Annotated in this window: 17 protein-coding genes; 9 read left to right on the top strand and 8 right to left on the bottom strand. The window is 40.5% G+C overall.

The window, feature by feature from the left end:
- Window positions 1–53: 53 nt before the first annotated feature.
- Window positions 54–719: a hypothetical protein gene (locus tag AC07WY_RS20765; protein WP_315079505.1), complete on the top strand. Its 666-nt coding sequence runs from the start codon at window positions 54–56 to the stop codon at window positions 717–719.
- A 41-nt stretch (window positions 720–760) separates the two neighbouring features.
- Here AC07WY_RS20765 and ppc read toward each other — a convergent pair whose 3' ends face one another.
- Complete coding sequence (ppc, locus tag AC07WY_RS20770; RefSeq protein WP_419281038.1) at window positions 761–3,451, bottom strand: phosphoenolpyruvate carboxylase; 2,691 nt, start codon at window positions 3,449–3,451, stop codon at window positions 761–763.
- A gap of 226 nt (window positions 3,452–3,677) precedes the next feature.
- A complete protein-coding gene (locus tag AC07WY_RS20775; RefSeq protein ID WP_262084767.1) occupies window positions 3,678–4,298 on the bottom strand; it encodes a TetR/AcrR family transcriptional regulator in 621 nt (206 codons plus the stop codon).
- A 149-nt stretch (window positions 4,299–4,447) separates the two neighbouring features.
- Between AC07WY_RS20775 and AC07WY_RS20780 the strand changes: the two genes are divergently transcribed.
- The 4 genes from AC07WY_RS20780 (at window position 4,448) to dnaJ (ending at window position 10,416) form a co-directional block, all read left to right on the top strand.
- Entirely contained in the window at window positions 4,448–5,548 is a 1,101-nt protein-coding gene (locus AC07WY_RS20780; protein ID WP_494737031.1) for an efflux RND transporter periplasmic adaptor subunit, read from the top strand.
- 2 nt (window positions 5,549–5,550) lie between these two features.
- Window positions 5,551–8,697 (top strand): efflux RND transporter permease subunit, encoded by a 3,147-nt coding sequence (locus AC07WY_RS20785; protein ID WP_151801881.1) that lies wholly within the window; start codon window positions 5,551–5,553, stop codon window positions 8,695–8,697.
- A 136-nt stretch (window positions 8,698–8,833) separates the two neighbouring features.
- On the top strand, window positions 8,834–9,211 hold the full coding sequence (locus tag AC07WY_RS20790; protein WP_004718846.1) for a hypothetical protein: 378 nt from the start codon (window positions 8,834–8,836) through the stop codon (window positions 9,209–9,211).
- Between the two features lie 92 nt (window positions 9,212–9,303).
- Window positions 9,304–10,416: a molecular chaperone DnaJ gene (gene dnaJ, locus AC07WY_RS20795; RefSeq protein WP_004718844.1), complete on the top strand. Its 1,113-nt coding sequence runs from the start codon at window positions 9,304–9,306 to the stop codon at window positions 10,414–10,416.
- A gap of 80 nt (window positions 10,417–10,496) precedes the next feature.
- Here dnaJ and AC07WY_RS20800 read toward each other — a convergent pair whose 3' ends face one another.
- Window positions 10,497–10,718 carry a hypothetical protein gene (locus tag AC07WY_RS20800; RefSeq protein WP_494737032.1) on the bottom strand — a complete coding sequence of 74 codons (222 nt, stop codon included), beginning with the start codon at window positions 10,716–10,718 and terminating at the stop codon, window positions 10,497–10,499.
- 274 nt (window positions 10,719–10,992) lie between these two features.
- Window positions 10,993–11,184: a hypothetical protein gene (locus AC07WY_RS20805; RefSeq protein ID WP_494737033.1), complete on the bottom strand. Its 192-nt coding sequence runs from the start codon at window positions 11,182–11,184 to the stop codon at window positions 10,993–10,995.
- A 288-nt stretch (window positions 11,185–11,472) separates the two neighbouring features.
- Here AC07WY_RS20805 and dapB point away from each other — a divergent pair, with 288 nt between their 5' ends.
- Both dapB and AC07WY_RS20815 read left to right on the top strand, forming a co-directional pair.
- Window positions 11,473–12,288 (top strand): 4-hydroxy-tetrahydrodipicolinate reductase, encoded by an 816-nt coding sequence (dapB, locus tag AC07WY_RS20810; RefSeq protein ID WP_004718838.1) that lies wholly within the window; start codon window positions 11,473–11,475, stop codon window positions 12,286–12,288.
- A gap of 57 nt (window positions 12,289–12,345) precedes the next feature.
- On the top strand, window positions 12,346–12,996 hold the full coding sequence (locus AC07WY_RS20815; RefSeq protein ID WP_151956668.1) for an START domain-containing protein: 651 nt from the start codon (window positions 12,346–12,348) through the stop codon (window positions 12,994–12,996).
- Window positions 12,997–13,170: 174 nt separating this feature from the next.
- On the opposite strand, the gene AC07WY_RS20820 is transcribed toward AC07WY_RS20815, so the two are convergent.
- Together AC07WY_RS20820 and dkgB are read right to left on the bottom strand one after the other, a co-directional pair.
- Window positions 13,171–14,346 (bottom strand): MFS transporter, encoded by a 1,176-nt coding sequence (locus tag AC07WY_RS20820; protein WP_004718835.1) that lies wholly within the window; start codon window positions 14,344–14,346, stop codon window positions 13,171–13,173.
- A 275-nt stretch (window positions 14,347–14,621) separates the two neighbouring features.
- On the bottom strand, window positions 14,622–15,434 hold the full coding sequence (dkgB, locus tag AC07WY_RS20825) for a 2,5-didehydrogluconate reductase DkgB (protein WP_154130161.1): 813 nt from the start codon (window positions 15,432–15,434) through the stop codon (window positions 14,622–14,624).
- Window positions 15,435–15,557: 123 nt separating this feature from the next.
- On the opposite strand from dkgB, the gene AC07WY_RS20830 reads away from it, so the two are divergent.
- A complete protein-coding gene (locus tag AC07WY_RS20830; RefSeq protein WP_004718832.1) occupies window positions 15,558–16,448 on the top strand; it encodes a LysR family transcriptional regulator in 891 nt (296 codons plus the stop codon).
- Here the strand turns inward: AC07WY_RS20830 and AC07WY_RS20835 are convergent.
- On the bottom strand, window positions 16,408–16,815 hold the full coding sequence (locus tag AC07WY_RS20835; protein WP_419330250.1) for a hypothetical protein: 408 nt from the start codon (window positions 16,813–16,815) through the stop codon (window positions 16,408–16,410). The genes AC07WY_RS20830 and AC07WY_RS20835 overlap by 41 nt on opposite strands.
- A gap of 110 nt (window positions 16,816–16,925) precedes the next feature.
- On the opposite strand from AC07WY_RS20835, the gene AC07WY_RS20840 reads away from it, so the two are divergent.
- Window positions 16,926–18,362, top strand: a complete 1,437-nt coding sequence (locus AC07WY_RS20840) for an aminotransferase-like domain-containing protein (protein WP_419305947.1) — start codon at window positions 16,926–16,928, stop codon at window positions 18,360–18,362.
- An 85-nt stretch (window positions 18,363–18,447) separates the two neighbouring features.
- Here the strand turns inward: AC07WY_RS20840 and ahr are convergent, their stop codons facing one another.
- Entirely contained in the window at window positions 18,448–19,470 is a 1,023-nt protein-coding gene (gene ahr / locus AC07WY_RS20845; RefSeq protein WP_262084775.1) for an NADPH-dependent aldehyde reductase Ahr, read from the bottom strand.
- Window positions 19,471–19,490 lie beyond the last annotated feature (20 nt).

Below are 19,490 nucleotides of genomic sequence, written 5' to 3' on the forward strand. Positions count from 1 at the left end.
TTTATTAGTTTATTGATATTATATGTTTAGCATATCTTACAAAAATGAACAATATGACTTTTATCATTGCTATACAACTTGAGGATGGTGTAGTGGTTGCTGTAGATAACAAAAACATTCAATTAAAAGATAAAAATATCAATGATTTTGAGGAATATGACGATGTAAAGTTGTATGGGTGGGATGGCGGTGTTATCACGGGAACGGGTGAAATGTATGTCATTGATAAAGCAATAAGACTTTTTATTAATAATGCTGAATCTGATCTTAAAAAATTACCAGAATGTTTAAATATATCGAGACAAATTCGTGAAATGGAGGTTGGTCAGCATGAGCAAATCCAATCATCCAAATTGCTCTATTCAAGCTTTAGTGATTCAGGTGCAAAAATTTTTGCGGTTGAATGTGATGAAACAGGCGTTTATCGAACTCGTGAATTTCAAAATAACGATGTAATCGTTTGGTTTTTTAACCAAAATATTCAGGAAATAACGCAAGATTTAAACAACTTGTATAGCAATGCACGAAGTTATAGTTCTTTTGAGCAACAAGCAGATGGGTTTAATTATTACCTTCATCCTATTGCAGAAATTTTCTATAAACAAAGTCAAGTCGATACTTGGATGAGTAGCAGTTTTAATATTTGCTTCCAAACAAGAAACCAATGCTTTTCTGCCTATATCCATAATCAAAGAAATGACTTTATCAAGGGTCACTAAGTTGAAGGGGTACCTATGTACCCCTTCAAAGAAACTTGAACTTAACCCGTATTACGTAAACCTGCCGCAATACCAGCAATACTGACCATCAGTGCATGATCTACAGGGGTATGCTCCGCCTGACATTCAGCCAAGTATGCACGACGACGTTTCATTAATTCGGCTTGTAATAAATGCAAGGGTAATAAATACGGCTTACGTACTTTCATGGCTTGATCAAGTACATCATTGGAACTTAACAGCTGCGATTCACCTTTCATCGCCAACAGGGTTTGTACTGCATCATGCAAGCGTTGACGTAATTCAGCACCAAGTACTTTTAAGTCTTCATCATCGGTAAGATGAGATTCATAATACAGTGCAATATTTGAGTCGGCTTTAGAGAGAACCATTTCCAACATATCAATTAAGGTTTGGAAATAAGGCCATTCCGTTAACATTTCATCCAATACCGCTTTTTGACCTTGATCAATCACTTGGTTGATCGCTGCGCCAGTACCCAGCCAAGCAGGAAGCATTAAACGAATTTGGGTCCAGGCAAAAACCCAAGGAATGGCACGTAAAGATTCGATCCCACCACTGACTTTACGCTTCGCAGGGCGTGAACCAAGTGGCAACATTTGTAACTCAAGCTCAGGGGTGACGGTACGTAAATATTTAACAAAATGAGGATTTTCACGCACAGTCTGACGATACACCTGAACAGATAAATCCGTCATGCTGTGCATCAAATCTCGCCATGCTTGTTTTGGCACAGGGGGTGGTAATAATGTCGCTTCTAAGGTCGCAGCAGCATAAATTTCCAAATTTTGTAAGGCAATTTCTTCTAGACCAAATTTAAAGCGAATCATTTCACCTTGTTCAGTCACACGGATTGCGCCTGAAATTGAACCCGGTGGTTGAGAAAATAATGCTTGTTGCGTCGGTGCACCACCACGACTGATTGAACCACCGCGACCATGGAACAAAGTCAGTTGAACGCCGTGTTGTTTGGCAATTGCCGTTAACTCTTCTTGCGCACGATACTGGGCCCAGTTTGCGGACATAAAGCCAGCATCTTTGGCCGAATCCGAATAGCCAATCATGACTTCGTGCTTAGCTTGGATATGCTGTTTATACCAGTGCATATTGAACAGGGTACTCATGGTACTTGCAGCACCATCCAAGTCTTTCAAGGTTTCAAATAAAGGAACAACGCGTAATGGATGCTCAATTCCCGCTTCTTTTTGTAGTAACAGTACCGCCAAAACATCACTTGGATATTCCGCCATTGAAATGATATAAGCGCCTAAGCTTTCTTTGGGTTGTTCAGCCAAAGTACGCATGGTTGCAAAGACTTCTTGAACATCAGGGTTTTCAATCAGACTACCTGAAGGCTCATTTAAATGTTTAGGCAATAACGGGCGTTTGCTTTGTAATTCTTGCAATAAGAAATTTTGACGCGCTTGTTCTGTCCATGTCTCAAAATTACCCAAACCGAGATATTCGGTAATTGCTGAGATAGCTTGGCGATGACGACCTGACTCTTGGCGAATATCCAGTTTAAGCAATTCAATACCGAAACAATTTACTCGATAGATAAAGTCGAGCAATTTACCATTGGCAATCTCAGGTAAATTACATGCCATCAGTGAACGATAGCAAAGTAATAACGGTTGTAATAATTCATCTTTATGGCGAATGATTAAACTGCGATCTACATCTGAATGTTGACCACGTAATTTATCAGCCAACCATTGACGGGTTGCTTTGAGGCGTTCACGGGTCGCACGTAAATATTCGCGGTAAGGTTCAGGATGGCTATAACCCAAAGCTTGAAGTAGCTCATTGGAATAGGCTTCAATCGAGAGTTCCCAACGAAGATCTTCGATATCACGTACATAAAGGTCAGCCGCTTTCCAGCGTGACAACCACAAAACTTCTTGAGTAATGTTATGGGTGACGTTCGGGTTACCATCACGGTCACCCCCCATCCAAGATGCAAAACGAATTGGGGAAATATCCAAAGGCAAAACCTTTGCACAATTGTCCTGAACGAGGTCATCCAATTCACGGATGAATTTTGGAACCGCATTCCATAAGGTCTGTTCAATCGTGGTAAAACCCCATTTTGCTTCATCTATCGGGGTTGGGCGATGCTGACGGATTTCGTCAGTTTGCCATGCAGAACAGATCAGTTGTTTTAAATCGGTTAACACATCTGCACGTTGCTTAGGTGTCAGTTTTTGCTGGTCAAAAGTAGACAGGCAATGATTAATGCCATCATATTTTTGGATTAAAGTACGACGACTGACTTCGGTTGGATGCGCCGTGAGAACCAATTCAATTTTTAATTCACAAATTTGTTTATAGAGCGTTTCTGCTGAAATTTGCTGATCTTTGAATTTGCTAAACAAATGATCCAGCACATTGGGTGATGGTGAATTTTCATCGCACTCACTTTGACGACGACTACGCACAACGTGATATTGTTCAGCAATATTGGCAAAATTTAGAAAGTGTGAAAAGGCGCGGGTGAGTGGCAGAATTTCATCATCTTTTAAATTTAAAAATAATTGTTCAAGTTGTTTTTCTGCTTCAATTTGACCATCTCGAGCACCTTTACCTAAAGCCCGAATTTGTTCAATTTGATTAAACAAATCTTGTCCTGCATGTTCCTTTAGCGTTTCGCCTAAAAGGTTTCCGAGTAAGCGTACATCTTCACGCAGCGGAGCATCAATTTGTTGAACCATTTGTTACTCTCCAGTTCTTGTTATCTCGAATATAACGTGATTCCACCACAATCCAAGAGACTCCCTACAAAAGTATGTAAATGACTGTGCAAGAAGTCGACTTTGGCTTAATTTTAATTTGGATATTTAGCTTTAGTTTTTGCCCTTTTGATATCAACAAGCCTATGCGATATGCATTGAGTATGCCTTAAACAACAATTGGACATTATTTTGTTTTTAAATAATTTCAGTTGGCTTTATATTTCATCATAAATAAATCAATACTTTCGGTGATGATTTGCTGTTTTTCATCTTCGGTGGGAATTGGGCGGATCCCCAATAAGACCTCGTGGTGTCGAACACCCAATAATAATGACAGAATCAGATTGATTTGTTTTTCAATGTTATCTGCTTGAATAAATTTAAGCGTGCCCGCTTGTTGGAAAAAATCTTGCCAGACTGCACACATTCTTTGATGGGAAGAATTATAAAATTGTAAAGCCAAAGGATTTTTTTCTGCGGCAAGTTCTAACAGCAAATGCTCAAGTTTAATGGCTTCAGGTAAGCTAATAACAGTGAGTGTCAACTCGCACGCCTGAAAAAAATGCGCATAAAAATTACTTTGAGCATTGAGCTGCAATGGCCGGGCATTGATGGATGCAGCACAAGTCTCTTCAATGGAGCAGCAAAATAAAGTTTCTTTATCTTGAAAATGGTTATATACCGTCAGCTTTGTGACGCCTGCTTCTTTGGCAATTTGGTTCATGCTTGAACCATGATAACCCAATTTTAGAAATAGCTTTTTGGCGGCTTCCAAAATGTGTTTCCGTTTTTCTAAGTCCTTGGGACGTCCAGCTGTTATTTGCACAATAAGTTCCAAAAAAAGAAAAATAGGTCAATTACTCTATACATGATTCACAATTACTGTACCATGCAGTATATTAATTAAAAAATGAGCAAATAAATATACTCATTCTATTTTGCCCGAAAAAATGCATTTGATTAAGAGCCTTGCCTATGCGTAGTTTAAATTTAATGATCACGAGCCTATTGGTATTGTGTAGTGTAACAATAGTGGGGTGTAGCAAACCAGCACCTGAAGCGGAACAAATTCCCTTGGTGATGGTGACGCAACCTGCAACATCACATGAAGACCAAAAAAGTTATGCGGGGGATGTTCAAGCTCGACAGCAAACAGCATTGGCATTCCGTGTCGGGGGACAAATTACAGAACGCTATGTCGATGTTGGGGCTCGTGTCAAAGTTGGGCAAGTCTTAGCAAAACTTGATGTGAAAGATGCCCAATTACAATTGAATTCAGCCAAAGCACAACTTGAAAGTGCACAATCTGCGGCTAAGGCTGCAGCAGATGAATTTAAACGCTTTCAGCAGCTCTTACCGATCAATGCCGTGAGTCGTTCACAGTATGATTCAGTGAAAAATCAATATGATGCTGCTCAGGCAAGTTTAAAACAAGCCCAATCTAATTATGATGTGAGCGCCAATCAAACAGGTTATAACCAATTGATTGCCAATAAAAATGGGGTGATTACCCAACGTAATATTGAAACTGGGCAAGTGATTTCAGCAGGGCAAGCGGCATACCAACTGGCGATTGATGGTGATCGTGAAGTGGTGATAGGTGTACCTGAACAAGCCATTGCAGAGATTAAAGTCGGTCAAAATGCATGGGTGACTTTATGGTCTAAACCTCAAGATCGATTTGCTGCCTATGTTCGAGAAATTTCTCCAGCAGCCGATCAATCACGTACATTTATGGTTAAAGTGGCTTTAAAAGAAGGGCAGTCTGCAATTCAACTTGGGCAAAGTGCGCGGGTATTCTTTAATCAAAATATTCAAAATGTATTGAGTGTGCCTTTATCTAGCGTCTCAGCAAATAACAATCAAGCCTATATTTGGGTGGTGAATCCAGACCAAACGATTGCTAAAGTTTCAGTGACTTTGGGCAGTTATGGTCGTGACAGCGTTACTGTTGTGAATGGCTTAAATCCTGGGCAATGGGTGGTTGTAGGAGGGGTACATTTACTTCGTGAAAAGCAAAAAATAAAACCGGTAGACCGTGAAAATCGTGCTGTAACTGTTCAAAAAGGAGCATGATCATGAGTCCATTTAACGCCTTTAACTTGTCAGAATGGGCACTCAAAAATAAAGGATTAGTACTTTATTTTATGATTTTGCTCGGTATTGTTGGGCTATTTTCCTATTCAAAACTCTCTCAGAGTGAAGATCCACCCTTTACTTTTAAAGTCATGGTGGTACAAACCTATTGGCCTGGTGCAACAGCTCAAGAGGTTTCTTTACAAGTTACCGATAAAATTGAAAAAGAACTGATGAGCACAGGGCTCTATGACAAGATTATGGCTTACTCGCGTCCGGGTGAGTCTATGGTCATGTTTATGGCAAAAGACTCATTAAAATCTAACCAAATTCCAGATGTTTGGTATCAAGTGCGTAAAAAAGTAGGCGATATCAAAACACAGTTACCTTCTGGTGTTCAGGGGCCGTTCTTTAATGATGAATTTGGTGACACCTTTGGGAATATCTATGTCCTAACAGGCAAAGATTTTGATTATGCAACGTTAAAAGAATATGCAGACCGTTTGCAGCTTCGCTTACAACGGGTTAAAGATGTCAGTAAAGTCAATCTGGTGGGCTTACAAGATCAAAAAATCTGGATTGAGCTTTCCAACACCAAAGCCGTGCAAATGGGCGTACCCGTTACTGCAATCCAAGAGGCTTTGGCAAAGCAAAACAGTGTGACCAGTGCAGGCTTTTTTGAAACAGGCACTGACCGTATTCAAGTGCGAGTCAGTGGTGCTTTAAAAAGTGTCGATGACTTGAAAAAAATGCCATTGTTGGTGGGAAATAGAACCATTCAACTGGGCGATGTTGCTGACGTTTATCGTGGATTTAGTGAGCCTGCACAACCTCGCATGCGTTTTATGGGCGAGAACGGGATTGGTTTAGCAGTTTCTATGCGTAAAGGCGGTGACATCATCGCATTGGGTAAAAACCTAGAAACTGAATTTAAAACCTTACAAAAATCACTGCCTTTAGGTATGGAGCTGAAAAAAGTTTCAGATCAACCAGTGGCTGTACAACGCAGTATTCATGAATTTGTCAAAGTTCTTGCAGAAGCGGTCATTATTGTTTTATTGGTGAGCTTTTTTTCGCTGGGTTTCCGTACAGGTTTGGTGGTGGCATTTTCGATTCCACTGGTGCTTGCGATGACTTTTGCAGGCATGAATTTATTTGATGTTGGCTTGCATAAGATTTCTCTAGGGGCCTTGATTCTGGCCTTAGGGTTATTGGTCGATGATGCCATCATTGCCGTCGAAATGATGACCATCAAAATGGAGCAAGGTTATAGCAGGATGAAGGCTGCTGGTTTTGCATGGACCAGTACAGCATTTCCGATGCTGACAGGAACATTAATTACCGCAGCAGGTTTTTTACCTATTGCTACAGCCGCATCAAGCACAGGGGAATATACCCGTTCAATTTTCCAAGTGGTGACCATTGCCTTAATTGTTTCATGGATTGCTGCTGTGGTTTTCGTTCCTTATCTAGGCGATAAGTTACTTCCAGATTTTAACAAAGTGCCACAAAAAGCGCCGTGGTATCAGCGTCTTCTCGCAAGATTACGAAAGCAACCAGAACCTCAGCCAGTGATTCATCATACTGGTGAGCATTTTGATCCATATCAATCTAAATTTTATCAAAGCTTTAGAAAATTGGTGAACTGGTGTGTGACTTATAGAAAAACCGTCATTTCAATTACGGTTGGGGTTTTTGTTCTGTCTGTGGTGATGTTTAAGTTTGTACCCCAACAATTTTTCCCGTCTTCAAACCGTGCCGAAATTTTGGTTGATTTAAAATTGGAAGAAGGTGCATCACTGACTGCAACTGAAGATGCCGTGAAGAAAGTCGAGGCATTTTTATCCAAGCAAAAGGGCATTGATAATTATGTTGCTTATGTAGGAACAGGTACACCACGCTTCTATCTGCCTTTAGATCAACAGATGCCACAAGCCAGTTTTGCACAATTTGTGGTTTTAGCATCGTCATTGGATGATCGTGATGAAATTCGTAAATCCTTAGATACACAAATTCGCCAATTATTGCCGCAGGTGCGTATCCGTGTCTCTTTATTAGAAAATGGTCCTCCAGTCGGCTATCCATTGCAATTTCGTGTATCGGGTGAAGATATTGCGATTGTTCGTCAGGAGGCGCAAAAAGTTGCTCAACTGGTGGGTGAAAATCCAAATACCGCAAATGTTCATTTGGACTGGGGTGAGCAAAGTAAAATCATTTCTTTGGTGATTGATCAAGACCGTGCCCGTCAAATGGGTGTGACCTCAGAAGATTTGGCGAATTTTTTAAACAGCTCAATATCGGGTGCAATTATCAATCAATATCGTGAAAAACGTGAGCTGATTGATGTTCGTATCCGCGGTGATCAGGCTGAGCGAGTCAATGTTGAAGCATTATCCAGTCTTGCTGTTCCAACAAGCAAAGGCACCACCGTACCTTTGGCGCAAATCGCTACACTCCAATATAAATTTGAAGATGGTTTGATTTGGCACCGCAATCGTTTACCGACCATTACTGTACGTGCAGATATTCGGACCAAGTTACAGCCTGCAACGGTGGTCAATGAGCTGGCTGAAAAAATGGATCAGCTTCGTACAACCTTACCAAGTGGTTATTTGCTAGAAGTTGGTGGCGCGGTAGAGGAGTCGGCAAAAGGGCAAACTTCTGTAAATGCAGGGATGCCATTATTCCTTGCGGTGGTATTTACTTTGCTGATGCTGCAGTTAAAGAGTATTTCGCGTTCATTCATTGTATTTTTGACAGCGCCGTTAGGTTTAATTGGGGTGGTGTTATTCCTACTCTTATTCAATAAGCCTTTTGGTTTTGTGGCGATGCTGGGTACAATTGCATTATCTGGAATGATTATGCGTAACTCACTGATTTTGATTGATCAGATCGAACAAGATATTCGAGCTGGTCAGAATCAATGGGATGCGATTTTGGATGCTACAGTTCGTCGATTCCGTCCCATTATTCTGACCGCCTTGGCAGCGGTATTGGCCATGATTCCGCTTTCTCGGAGTATTTTCTTTGGACCAATGGCAGTGGCCATTATGGGTGGTTTAATTATTGCGACACTTTTAACGTTATTTTTCTTACCAGCGTTGTATGCGACTTGGTTTAAGATTAAAAAAACTACAGAAAATACATAAATTGTTGAGAATATTAGGTGCGAAAAATTGAAAACTTCAATATAGTAGCACTTAATCTTTAACAGAAAATAACATAGGAAATTTTATTGCATAATAAGTAAATCGGTATGCAATAAATTTGAGGTCAAAAACACCCATGGGGCAAACAAATCCAGAACAGCATCGTAAATTTATTACGAGCTCTTATTTGTTTATGTTTCTTGCATTGTTTACGGTGATTACAGCCGTGTTGGCGTATTGGTTAGCACGTAAAGTAGCAGTGGCAGATAATGCAGAGGTATGGATACATGCGCAAGCGTTGTGGATTATGCGCAATGCTCTCATTTTTTTGATTTTGGCAGCCTTTGCTGCGCTATGGTTTATTCCGTTAATCTTTTTTTATTGGGACAGTTTCATTTGGGTAAAAGCGTGCACTGTGGCAGGTGTGGTATTTAGTGCCATTGCGTGGTTATATTTACTCAATACATGGCTCAAAGGTTTTACTAAATATTTACAGAAAAAAGCTGTTTTTTAAAAAAAACCACATTTCACGCTTGTAAAAAATAACATCGCCCCCAATTTACTCTGCATAGAAGTATTATCAAATTTTGTGGAGCATCGCCAATCATGGCTAAACGTGATTATTATGAGGTTTTAGGTGTTGCTAAAACCGCTAGTGATGATGAAATTAAAAAAGCCTACCGTAAGTTGGCGATGAAGTATCATCCAGATCGTAATCCTGACAACTCAGAAGCTGAAGAAAAGTTTAAAGAATGTGCGGAAGCATATGAAATTCTTTCTGACGGTGAAAAACGTAGCATGTACGACCGTATGGGTCATAACGCCTTTGAAGGTGGTATGGGCGGCGGTGGCTTTGGTGGTGGTTTCAGCGCCGAAGACATTTTCAGTCAGTTTGGTGACATCTTCGGTGGCGCTTTTGGCGGTGGTGGCCGTGGTCAGCAACGTGCGCGTCGTGGTTCCGACCTGCGTTATGTCATGGAATTAACACTCGAAGAAGCGGTGAGAGGCGTTAAGAAAACCATTACCTTTACTGCACCAGCACCTTGTGATGTGTGTGATGGTAAAGGTTCAAAAAATCCAAATGATGTAGAAACCTGTAAGACTTGCCATGGTGCAGGTCAAGTACGTATGCAACAGGGCTTCTTCTCTGTTCAGCAGACATGTAGTACCTGTCGTGGGCAAGGTAAAATTATTAAAAATCCATGCAGCAAATGTCATGGTTCAGGTGTATCAGATCGTCAGCAGACCCTTGAAGTTACTATTCCTGCAGGTGTTGATAATGGTGATCGCGTTCGCTTAACAGGTAAAGGTGAAGCGATCCGTGATGGTCAATCTGGTGATTTATACGTTGAAGTCGTAGTGCGTGAGCACGATATCTTCCAACGTGATGGTGCAGACTTATATATGGATGTACCTGTCAGTATCGCAGATGCTGCTTTAGGTAAAGAACTTGAAATTCCAACATTGGATGGTCGAGTCAGTTTGAAAGTGCCTGAAGGTACACAAACCGGTAAAATGTTCCGACTACGTGGTAAAGGGGTAAAACCTGTGCGTAGCAGTATGCAAGGTGACTTACTTTGCCGTATTGTGGTGGAAACACCTGTACATTTGACCAGCCGCCAACGTGAGCTATTGAAAGAACTTCAAGCCACGATGGAAAGTGATGACAATAAATCGTCACCAAAGAAAAAATCTTTCTTCGATCGTTTATTTGACTAATTGAGTTTAGACCTTTTCATTTAGCAAGCTAAACATTGAATATGTAAAAACGGAGCAACAGATCTTGTTGCTCCGTTTTTTTATTTTGATGCTTGATTCGATGGTGATAAATCAAATTCGTTGTCATCCGGGGCCGCATCTATTGAATTATCATCTTGGGGGAGTATCACAGCGGGATGTGTTGCTGGTGTCGATGATTCCGATGATGGGGCGGGAGAGGATGTCGGCGTTGTGTCTTCGGCCCAAACGAGTGAAACTGTTGTTGTCATCACCAATCCTAAAATGATTTTTTTGAGTTGCATGGTATTTCCTTTGATATTTGCTTTTTATGATTGCATCCAAGCGCTTTTAGTTTAATAGATCTGAAGAATTTAATTTTTACTTTTTAGTTATTTTCAGCTGTAATTTAATATATATTTCAATAAATTTTTAGATGATTTAAAAATAATATAACTGTTAATGTTTAGCGATAAAGCCTGATTTTTATAATGATGATTACAATTGAATTGAGCTATTTTAAAAAAGACAGGTCGAAGATATTGGCCATACCCTCAACCGCTGAGAAATAGGTACTTATTACTCGATGATTGGTGCATCAATATCTTCAACACGAACTTCTGTTTGAGGTTCAGATGCTGTGTTGCTATTGGGTTGAGCAAGCGTTTTTTCTTCAGTTGTTGCTGATGTTGTTGCAGGCGCTGATTCAGCCCAAACATTTGTCATCATCATGCCGAGTACCAGGGCGAAAGCCATTTTATTCGAATGCATATTGATCTCCTTATAAGCCATATTATTTTCATTCGTGGCATGTAGTCTGCTGTGGGATTCTTGCATTTTGATGAAATAGATTTGAAAAGTTGTAAATTTTTCAAAGTTTTACCGATATCTTTTATAAAATTAATCTATTTATTCGTTCATGCTATTTTGGACCAATGAGCGCATCAAACCCCAAAGCAAGCAAAAAGATCACAGTATTTTTTATACTGAAACGTCGTCTTGGAACCGAGTTTTGTTATAGTAGAGCCAAATTTTCAAATTCAGATTTAGGAAGATCGTATGTCAGCAGCTCCGCGCATTGGTATTGTAGGTGCAGGTGGCCGTATGGGCCGTACATTGATTCAAGCTGTACAACAAGCAGGTTTTCAACTTGCTGCTGCAGTAGAGCGCCCAGAAAGCACATTAATTGGTGCGGATGCAGGAGAGCTTGCAGGAATTGGTGCTGTGGGAATCAAAGTGGTTGGCAACTTGGAAGAGATCCTCAAAGATGTGGATGTGGTAATTGATTTTACTGCGCCTGTTGCAACTGAACATAATTTAAAACTATGCAGTGCTGCTGGTGTTGCGATGGTGATTGGTACAACTGGTTTCTCGGATCAACAAAAAGAGCTGTTAAATCAATCTGCGACTCAAACACCGATTGTCTATGCTGCAAATTATTCAGTGGGTGTGAATGTTTCGATTAAATTACTTGAGTTGGCAGCTAAAGTATTTGGCGATACTGTGGATATTGAAATTATTGAAGCACATCACCGTCATAAAGTAGATGCACCATCAGGTACTGCACTGATGATGGGTGAAGCTGTTGCTGACACACTGGGTCGTGATTTAAAGAAAGTTGCTGTCTATGGTCGTGAGGGGCATACAGGTCCACGTGAACGTGAAACCATTGGTTTTGAAACGATTCGTGGTGGTGATATTGTGGGCGAACATACAGTGATGTTTATTGGCGAAGGTGAGCGTGTAGAAGTGACACACAAAGCCACAAATCGTATGAATTTTGCTGCAGGCGCTGTACGTGCAGCCGCTTGGGTTGTCGGCAAAGATGCAAAAAAATACGATATGAAAGACGTTTTAGGCTTAAATGATATTTAAGCTTAAAATCTGATGCGATAGAATTAAAACAATTAGTCAAATTTTGAACATTCAAAAATGAAAAAAACAGTGATGTTATTTGCTTGTGTAATCAGTGCTTTTGGCCTGACTACACAAGCTGCTTTACCAAGCAATGCCAAATTGAGTTTGAATAAAAATAACATTCAGGTATGGACATACAAGGATGCCAGTAATTCTGTGTTGTCTTATAAAGCTGAAACAACATTAGACGTACCAATTGATCGTGCTGTTGCTTTGGTATTGGATGTTAAAAACTCACCGAAATGGGTCCCCAATGTTGCCAAAGCTGAAGTGTTATCTCGCGATGATAAAAAAGGTGAATTCAGCATTTATATGGTTTTAGATTTTCCCTTTCCGTTAAAAGATCGCGATATGGTGGTCAAAGGAACCATGTCTAAAGATGCAAATGGCAGTATTTTTATTAAAAATTCTGCGATTCAGCAAGGTAAAGCACTGAATCCTGACTATGTGCGTTTAAAAGATTATTCAGGTGATTGGATCTTTCAAAAACTGGGTGCCAATAAAGTCAAAGTCATTACCTCTGGACACGCCAATCCAGAAGGTTCCATTCCTGCCAGCTTAACCAATATTTTGGTCGAACAGCAGCCTTATCAGATGTTGCAGAAAATGAAAACAGAATTGGCAAAGAATAAACCCTTTACAGCTTTGCCTGATATTTTAAAATAGGCATTGTTTGATCAATAATTCTGAAGCAGATCACTTATTGACGAAACAACGCTATATTCGAAAAAATAATGCTTGGCAGATCTTTCCGCTCATTTAACTATTGAAAGTAACCTTTCTCAATGTGTTGATGTAGAAAGAAAGGTTACTTGCAGTCTTTGTGGCGATTGTTAAGCGCTACGCTGAATGGCTATATTGTTGAGCAGGTGCTTTATTCATTTTCATTTGAATAAAAACCAGCACTAACCCTAAAGCTGTAAGTACCGCACCTGCAATAGACACCGCAGCATAACTCATGCCCATACTCAATACTGCTCCACCAGCTGTTGCACCTAAAGCATTGCCTAAATTAAATGCCCCAATATTCACAGAGGACGCCAATCCAGGTGCTTCATGAGCAACAGACATGACACGCATTTGTAAAGGTGGGACCACTGCAAAGGCTGCTGCTCCCCAGACAATCAGTGCCAATGCTGCACCAATTTGAGTTTGAGCCAGTATTGGGAACAGCAACATGCTCACCATCAGTAACAGCAAGAAACTGGTCAATGTTTTGGTCAGTGACAGGTCTGCAAATTTCCCACCTAAGTGATTACCAATTGAAAAACCAATCCCAATCAGTACCAGCATCAAAGTAATAAACATCGGGCTTGCATGGGTGATGTTTTGTAGGCTAGGCGCAATATAGGTATAGAGGGTAAACATTGCACCTGCACTCATCACCGTGGTGAGCAATGCAAGAACCACAGGCAACCGAGTCAGCACTTTTAATTCTGCTTTGACATCAGGACGTTGACTTGCTTTATCTTCAGGCAAGGCTTTCCATAGTGACAGCATAGTAATCACGCCGAGTAAGGCGATTGCTGCAAATGACATACGCCAACCAATATTCTGCCCAACCCATGTGGCTAAAGGCACACCACCGATGTTGGCAATGGTGAGGCCCATAAACATGGTAGCAACAGCACTGGCTTGTTTGTCTTTAGGTACGACGCTTGTTGCAACAATGGAACCAATCCCGAAAAACACCCCATGATTGAGGCTGGTCAGGATTCGAGCGGCCATTAAGCCCCAATAATTGGGGGCAATTGCAGCGAGAATATTGCCAATGGTAAAAATAATCATGGCTAGAATAAGCGCTTTACGTCGTGGGAACCGTCCAAACCATAAGGTCATAAACGGTGCGCCAATCATAACTCCGAGTGCATAAGCGGTGATCAGCATACCTGCGGTTGGGATTGAAATATTCAAATTTTCTGCAATTTGGGGAAGAAAGCCCATAGGAGAAAATTCAGTTGTTCCTATTGCAAAAGCACCAATCGCCAATGCGAGTAAGGGAAAATTTAATTTCATGAGAAATCTCAAATATACAGCATATTGAAAATGATGGGATGTAACAGTGTGCGGTCAATCACGAGGATGGTCATTTACTTTTCAGCCGCTATTTTGATGAAATGACAAAATAAAGCTTCGCAAGAAAACACTCTTGCGAAGCAATCTAAGTCATGATCAAAAGGGGTAAATCATGTTTTGAAGCCTAGTAAGCAAAACCTAGCAACTAAACTTTGCTAATCAAAGCCTAAGCCAAGATTTGCGCTGCTTTAAATCACTTTTACTCCAGCAGTGAATTAAACATCCCACTGAGGTGCTAAGTTTTCAGGATCAACCTCACGGCCATTACGTTCCAATTGCGCGATTAATTGCATTTCTTCAGCAGATAGCTGAATCTCTTGTGCTTTTAAGTTGGCGATTAAGTTTTCACGTTTAGTTGATGACGGAATGACAGCAAAACCTTTCTGCAATGCCCATGCCAATGCAATTTGAGCGCTAGAAGCCTGATGCTGTTTGGCAATTTCAGTTAATGTTGGGTCATTTAAAACTTTGCCATATGCCAAGGTCATATAAGAGGTCACATCAATATTTTGTGACTGTAAAAAATTCACCAACTTATCATTTTGCAAATAAGGGCTAAGTTCAATTTGGTTGGTGGCAATATTTTCAAGTCCTACAGCAGCGATGGCTTGTTGCGATAAGTCGATATTGAAGTTTGAAATTCCAATATGTTCAGTTAGGCCCAGCTTTTTCGCTTCTAACAGGTTATGCATCATTTCTGCAACAGAAATTCCTAGACTTGGCGCTGGCCAGTGAATCAAGGTTAAGTTGACAGCATCAGTACCCAGTTTCTGTAAGCTGTCTTTAAGACTTGGAATAAGTTTGTCGGCTTGATAATGATCTGTCCATATCTTTGTTGTGATAAACAAATCATCACGATGGATATGGCTTTCTGCAATGGCTTGACCGACTTCTGCTTCGTTGCCATAGATTTGAGCAGTGTCTACAGCACGATAACCAACGTCTAAGGCTGTTTTCACCGAGTCAATCACAGTTTGTCCTGTTAAACGGAAAGTACCGACACCAAATTGAGGAACGATGTTTGTCATGCTGGATTTCACTTTATTTTCTAAGATTGAGTGTATTTTGCTACTTTAATTGTTGCGGAAAAATACAGGAATATGCAAAATATTATTGACTAGAAATCAACAATAAACAGAGCGCTGACAGCAATGAAATCTACACTCGAAGAATTACAGGCTTTTATTAATATTGTCGATAGTGGTTCGATTGTTGCAGCCGCAACGCATCTTGAACAAACCACTTCAGGTGTAAGTCGAGCCTTGCAACGACTTGAATCTAAACTGAATGTCACCTTATTAGAGCGGACAACACGTAAACTTAAGTTGACCCAAGAGGGGCAATTATTTTTAGCAAAAGCCCGAAAAATTGTGCATGACCTCAATGAAGCAGAAGATGCTTTATTAAAATCAGACAGTGATACCTCTGGGCTGATTCGAGTGGATTCCGCGACACCTTTTGTATTGCATGTGATTGCACCGTTGATGCAAGAGTTTTCTCAGTTGTATCCTGAGATAGAAATAGAGTTAAACAGTAACGATCAGATCATCGATTTATTAGAACATAAGACAGATGTTGCAATACGTTTTGGGGATCTTAATGATTCGAGCTTACATGCGCGTTTGTTATGTAAAAGCCGATTATATATCGTTGCCAGTCCTGAGTATTTAGCCACACATGGTTATCCAGCAACACCGCAAGATATTTTAAATCATACCCAAATTGGCTTTAGCAAAGTCAGCCGTTTAAATACTTGGCCGATTCGAGTCAATGGAGAAAGGCTTACTGTCAAACCAAAAATCAAAGCATCCAGTGGTGAAACTGTCCGCCAACTGTGTTTACGCGGGCATGGAATTGCGAGATTGTCTGAGTTTGAAATTTTAAAAGATATAAAGCAAGGACGCTTGATCGCTCTATTTGAAGATCAAATAGAGCTTTATGAGCAACACATCCATGCGGTGTATTATCAACAGGAGCATTTACCAAAGCGTGTCCGTTTATTTATTGAGTTTTTAACGCAAAAGCTGTCAAAGTTTCGATAGTCTTTTGTGGTGGTAAATCCAGACTTAATAAAGTTTGGCTACTGGGTTGTTGTGGATTGACCAATTGGATTTCAAAATGATCAGTTGCTGTCTGAAGGCATTTGAATACCAAGTCTTTTTGCACCGGGATATTAATCTTCATCCGCTGATCACTACTGCTATGGTAGCGGTAGTTTCGCACAGCAGCAGTCTGATGTAGTGTGGGTTCTAGATGATCAAGCTGATACTCAGCTAAATTTTGTGTTTTTAAAAAGCCTTCAATCAAAGATTTACATACAAAATGTTGTTTCTGAGCAGCTTGATTGACCTGCTGAGGCTGGCAAGCAGTTAATCCAAAGACAATACTGATTAAAGCGATCGTTTTCATTTTTTTCTCCTTTCAAATCAATTTGTTTGTAAAAATTGGCTGTGAATGAAGCATAAATCTGTTAACTTTATAGATACAGATACAACAAATATTAAAATTTGAGTACAGATATGGCTTTTCAATATCAAACATTAGCACAACAAATTGCACAGAAAATTTATTGTGGTGAGTTGGCCGTTGGGCAACGACTCAGTTCTTTGCGAAAATTTGCAGCATTGCAAAATATTAGTCTTAATACAGCAAAGAGTTGTTATGAATTGCTTGAAGCGCAAGGCTTGATTTACGTCAAAGAAAAGTCTGGCTATTTTGTTCAATCGCAGCAAAAAGCACCACAGATTGCTGTACCTGACCATCCTGATTTTAAGTCGAGAGCGCGTGAAGTTTCAAATCTAGACTTACAAATTCAAATTCATGAAGCTGCAATCAATAATAAGCTGATTCATTTAGGTTCGATTCAGTTATCGCCTAATCTAGTTCCTGTAGAGGCCCTACGCCGTTCAATACAACGTGCTTTAAAGCACAGTAAACCAGAAGACTTTTTATATAATGACCGCCAAGGGCACCTTCAGTTAAGAGAGGCTTTGTCAGCACATTGGGCTGAAGATGGTTTTTATATTGCCAAAGAAGATATTTATATCAGCAATGGTTGTATGCCGGCATTGTCTGTGATGATTCAAAGCCTGAGCCAAATCGGTGACAGTGTGATTGTGCCCACACCAAACTATAATGGTCAGTTGCAATTGTTGGCGTTGCTCAAACGAAAAATTATTGAAATCCCCGCCAATACCGAAGGTTTTGATCTGGATCGTTTAGAACAAGAGATGCAAAATTCAGCTGCAAAAGTCTGTTTATTAACGGCCAATTTTCAAAACCCTTTAGGCTTCTGTTTGACTAATGCCGAGAAAGAAAAAATCGCACAGCTGGCAGCGAAGTATCAGTGTTACGTGATTGAAGATGATATTTATGCTGAATGTAGCTTTAATGCCAAACGCCCTTTACCGATTAAATATTGGGATCAACAGGGTTATGTGGTTTATTGCGGATCCGTTTCCAAGTCGTTGTCGACCTCTTATCGGGTCGGTTGGTTCTGTTTGCCACAACGTTTACAGCACTTACATGCCAAGTTGATTTTACAAAATGTTTCGGTCAATACACCATTGCAATTGGGGCTTGCCGATTTGATTTATAGCCGAGCCTATCGTCAGCATTTGAGTGAGTTACGCCCTAAGTTGATGGCTCAAGTTGCGCAATATTTACAGTTTATTCAACATGCTTTTTATGGGGTAGAGATCCGCTTGAATCAACCGCAAGGAAGTTATGCCTTGTGGTTACAGTTCCCAGAACAGATTGATAGCTTGGCGTTGTATTATTATGCACAGCAATACAGTATCAATATTGTGCCAGGGATTATTTTTGGTGAGGATCACCGTTATAACAACTGTATTCGTTTAAATGCAGGGCATGAATTGTCTCAGGAAATTCAAGATGCAATCATGTTATTGGCAGATTGGGTAAGAGGTGAATTGTCCGCCAAGAGTGTGGCTTAAACTGATTTGTGAGCAAATGCATACCATGACAGGCTTATTCCATTCACGGTTCTTGATAAACCGTGAATGGATGGTCAGGCTTAAATTAGAAATCCGCTTTTAATACGATACGATAACGGGCTTTTCCAGAGTGAAGTCGCTCCAAAGCCTCATTAATTTTTGACATTGGATAAACTTCAATTTGTGGTGCAATGTTTTTGCGTGCGGCAAATTGTAATAATTGACGTAATGCAAAAGGGGAGCCTGTTGGTGAACCAGTCACTGATTTCGCACCGCCAATCAGAGCACCCGCAGGAATCGGCATCGGTTCGAGGACTAAACCTAGCATATGAATTGTGCCATTTGGCGCCAGTGTATTCAGATATGCTTTCCAGTCCAAAGTCACATTTACCGTACAGAGCAATAAATCAAATTTGCCACGTTGCGCTTTTAACGCATTGGCATCGCGACTATTGACCACATGGTCTGCACCCATCGCTTTAAGTTCATCTGTTTTATCCAAACTCGATGTAAATGCGGTGATTTCACAGCCCCACGCTTTGAGTATTTTAATGGCCATATGACCTAAGCCACCAATTCCAATGACACCAACATGGTGAACTGCTTGAATTTGATGTTTTAAAATTGGGTCAAAAACAGTGATACCGCCACACAATAAAGGGCCAGCACTTTCAGGGTTTAAATCTTCAGGAAAAGGAATAATCCACTGCCAACCTGCACGGACCTTATCTGCAAACCCGCCTGCATGACCAACGATAGTTGCAACTGACCCCCCAGTGCAAAGCACTTGTTGACCACTAACACATGGATCACAGTGCTGACAACTTTCCGCAGTCCAGCCGATACCGACACGTTGACCGACTTTTAATCCTTTCGCTTCTGAACCCAGCTGAGTGATGGTACCGATAATTTCATGACCGCCAACCACTGGAAAAACTGAATTTCCCCATTCATTGTTAATCACTGAAACATCGGAATGGCATAAACCGCAATATTCAACTTTGACTTCGACCTGATGAGGCTGTAATTCACCTGCATCAAATTGATAGGGTACAAGTGCTGCACCTGCCTCTAAGGCAGCATAAGCATGAAACGTGTTATTTGACATGTGAATCCTTCCTGTTTGCT

The sequence above is a fragment of the Acinetobacter sp. GW821-FHT01C12 genome (assembly GCF_059422625.1).

What these genes read in the sequence shown, in the direction of transcription:
- AC07WY_RS20835 (WP_419330250.1), bottom strand. Translation starts at nt 16,815, where the DNA reads ATGAAAACGATCGCTTTAATCAGTATTGTCTTTGGATTAACTGCTTGC.
- AC07WY_RS20780 (WP_494737031.1), top strand. Translation starts at nt 4,448, where the DNA reads ATGCGTAGTTTAAATTTAATGATCACGAGCCTATTGGTATTGTGTAGT.
- AC07WY_RS20815 (WP_151956668.1), top strand. Translation starts at nt 12,346, where the DNA reads ATGAAAAAAACAGTGATGTTATTTGCTTGTGTAATCAGTGCTTTTGGC.
- AC07WY_RS20790 (WP_004718846.1), top strand. Translation starts at nt 8,834, where the DNA reads ATGGGGCAAACAAATCCAGAACAGCATCGTAAATTTATTACGAGCTCT.
- AC07WY_RS20785 (WP_151801881.1), top strand. Translation starts at nt 5,551, where the DNA reads ATGAGTCCATTTAACGCCTTTAACTTGTCAGAATGGGCACTCAAAAAT.
- AC07WY_RS20800 (WP_494737032.1), bottom strand. Translation starts at nt 10,718, where the DNA reads ATGCAACTCAAAAAAATCATTTTAGGATTGGTGATGACAACAACAGTT.
- AC07WY_RS20840 (WP_419305947.1), top strand. Translation starts at nt 16,926, where the DNA reads ATGGCTTTTCAATATCAAACATTAGCACAACAAATTGCACAGAAAATT.
- dnaJ (WP_004718844.1), top strand. Translation starts at nt 9,304, where the DNA reads ATGGCTAAACGTGATTATTATGAGGTTTTAGGTGTTGCTAAAACCGCT.
- ppc (WP_419281038.1), bottom strand. Translation starts at nt 3,451, where the DNA reads ATGGTTCAACAAATTGATGCTCCGCTGCGTGAAGATGTACGCTTACTC.
- AC07WY_RS20820 (WP_004718835.1), bottom strand. Translation starts at nt 14,346, where the DNA reads ATGAAATTAAATTTTCCCTTACTCGCATTGGCGATTGGTGCTTTTGCA.
- AC07WY_RS20765 (WP_315079505.1), top strand. Translation starts at nt 54, where the DNA reads ATGACTTTTATCATTGCTATACAACTTGAGGATGGTGTAGTGGTTGCT.
- AC07WY_RS20805 (WP_494737033.1), bottom strand. Translation starts at nt 11,184, where the DNA reads ATGCATTCGAATAAAATGGCTTTCGCCCTGGTACTCGGCATGATGATG.
- dapB (WP_004718838.1), top strand. Translation starts at nt 11,473, where the DNA reads ATGTCAGCAGCTCCGCGCATTGGTATTGTAGGTGCAGGTGGCCGTATG.
- dkgB (WP_154130161.1), bottom strand. Translation starts at nt 15,434, where the DNA reads ATGACAAACATCGTTCCTCAATTTGGTGTCGGTACTTTCCGTTTAACA.
- AC07WY_RS20830 (WP_004718832.1), top strand. Translation starts at nt 15,558, where the DNA reads ATGAAATCTACACTCGAAGAATTACAGGCTTTTATTAATATTGTCGAT.
- ahr (WP_262084775.1), bottom strand. Translation starts at nt 19,470, where the DNA reads ATGTCAAATAACACGTTTCATGCTTATGCTGCCTTAGAGGCAGGTGCA.